Raw genomic sequence first — 2500 nt, forward strand, 5'->3', positions numbered from 1 at the left:
TAAACCCTGGCGATGACCTACTCTCGCATGGCTTGAGCCACACTACCATCGGCGCAGCTGCGTTTCACTTCCGAGTTCGGGATGGGATCGGGTGGTTCCACAGCGCTAATTTCACCAGGGAGGCTTTTGGAGCGTCGCACTCGTCCCGGGGGACAAGGCGCCAGCCTCGCATAGTTCTTGTGACGTAGCGTGCACTTGGATGCTCTTACGACGTTGTCGTAAAGCCAAGGCAACTTGAGGTTATATGGTCAAGCCGCACGGATCATTAGTATCAGTTAGCTCAATACATTGCTGTACTTACACACCTGACCTATCAACCACGTAGTCTACATGGTTCCTTCAGGGGGCTTGTGCCCCGGGAGATCTCATCTTGAGGCGCGCTTCCCGCTTAGATGCTTTCAGCGGTTATCGCTTCCGAACATAGCTACCCGGCAATGCCACTGGCGTGACAACCGGAACACCAGAGGTTCGTCCACTCCGGTCCTCTCGTACTAGGAGCAGCCCCTCTCAAATCTCCAACGCCCATGGCAGATAGGGACCGAACTGTCTCACGACGTTCTGAACCCAGCTCGCGTACCACTTTAAATGGCGAACAGCCATACCCTTGGGACCGACTACAGCCCCAGGATGTGATGAGCCGACATCGAGGTGCCAAACACCGCCGTCGATATGAACTCTTGGGCGGTATCAGCCTGTTATCCCCGGAGTACCTTTTATCCGTTGAGCGATGGCCCTTCCATACAGAACCACCGGATCACTAAGTCCTAGTTTCCTACCTGCTTGATCCGTCGATCTTGCAGTCAAGCACGCTTATGCCTTTGCACACAGTGCGCGATGTCCGACCGCGCTGAGCGTACCTTCGAGCTCCTCCGTTACTCTTTAGGAGGAGACCGCCCCAGTCAAACTACCCACCATACACGGTCCCCGACCCAGATAATGGGCCCAGGTTAGAACGTCAAGCACGACAGGGTGGTATTTCAAGGATGGCTCCGCCACAGCTAGCGCCATGGTTTCATAGCCTCCCACCTATCCTACACAGACGAACTCAACGTTCAGTGTAAAGCTATAGTAAAGGTTCACGGGGTCTTTCCGTCTTGCCACGGGAACGCTGCATCTTCACAGCGATTTCAATTTCACTGAGTCTCGGGTGGAGACAGCGCCGCTGTCGTTACGCCATTCGTGCAGGTCGGAACTTACCCGACAAGGAATTTCGCTACCTTAGGACCGTTATAGTTACGGCCGCCGTTTACTGGGGCTTCGATCAAGAGCTTCGCCTTGCGGCTGACCCCATCAATTAACCTTCCAGCACCGGGCAGGCGTCACACCCTATACGTCCACTTTCGTGTTTGCAGAGTGCTGTGTTTTTGATAAACAGTCGCAGCGGCCTGGTTACTGCGACCCTCTTCAGCTATAGCTCGCACGAGCCACCAAAAAGGGTGCACCTTCTCCCGAAGTTACGGTGCCATGTTGCCTAGTTCCTTCACCCGAGTTCTCTCAAGCGCCTGAGAATTCTCATCCTACCCACCTGTGTCGGTTTACGGTACGGTCTGCGTAAGCTGAAGCTTAGGAGCTTTTCCTGGAAGCGTGGTATCAGTGACTTCGCCTTAAAGGCTCGTCTCGGTGCTCGGTCTTAGAGGATCCCGGATTTGCCAAAGATCCAAACCTACCGCCTTTCCCCAGGACAACCAACGCCTGGTACACCTAACCTTCTCCGTCCCTCCATCGCACTTACGCGAGGTGCAGGAATATTAACCTGCTTCCCATCGACTACGACTTTCGTCCTCGCCTTAGGGGCCGACTCACCCTGCGCCGATTAACGTTGCGCAAGGAAACCTTGGGCTTTCGGCGTGCGGGTTTTTCACCCGCATTATCGTTACTCATGTCAGCATTCGCACTTCCGATACCTCCAGCAGACTTCTCAATCCACCTTCAACGGCTTACGGAACGCTCCTCTACCGCGCATAACAAAGTTATGCACCCCAAGCTTCGGTTCTGTGCTTAGCCCCGTTAAATCTTCCCCGCAGACCGACTCGACCAGTGAGCTATTACGCTTTCTTTAAAGGGTGGCTGCTTCTAAGCCAACCTCCTGGCTGTCTGTGCCTTTCCACATGGTTTTCCACTTAGCACAAAATTTGGGACCTTAGCTGTGGGTCTGGGTTGTTTCCCTTTTCACGACGGACGTTAGCACCCGCCGTGTGTCTCCCATACAGTCCGTCTCGGTATTCGGAGTTTGCAATGGTTTGGTAAGTCGCGATGACCCCCTAGCCATAACAGTGCTCTACCCCCGAGAGGATACATATGAGGCGCTACCTAAATAGCTTTCGAGGAGAACCAGCTATCTCCGGGTTCGATTAGCTTTTCACTCCTAATCACACCTCATCCCCTACCTTTGCAACGGGAGTGGGTTCGGGCCTCCAGTGCGTGTTACCGCACCTTCACCCTGGGCATGACTAGATCACCCGGTTTCGGGTCTACTGCCCGCGACTATGCGCCCTTATCA

2 rRNA genes (1 of these 2 cut by a window edge) are annotated in these 2500 nt (G+C 54.3%); both read right to left on the bottom strand.

What is annotated here, in order from left to right:
• Nucleotides 1–4: 4 nt before the first annotated feature.
• Nucleotides 5–119, bottom strand: a 5S ribosomal RNA gene (gene rrf / locus VG566_RS20360).
• Between the two features lie 125 nt (nucleotides 120–244).
• Nucleotides 245–2500 (bottom strand): 23S ribosomal RNA (locus VG566_RS20365) (it continues 624 nt past the right edge of the window).

Source organism: Stenotrophomonas sp. CASM114 (genome assembly GCF_049384325.1).
Taxonomy (GTDB): domain Bacteria; phylum Pseudomonadota; class Gammaproteobacteria; order Xanthomonadales; family Xanthomonadaceae; genus Stenotrophomonas; species Stenotrophomonas muris.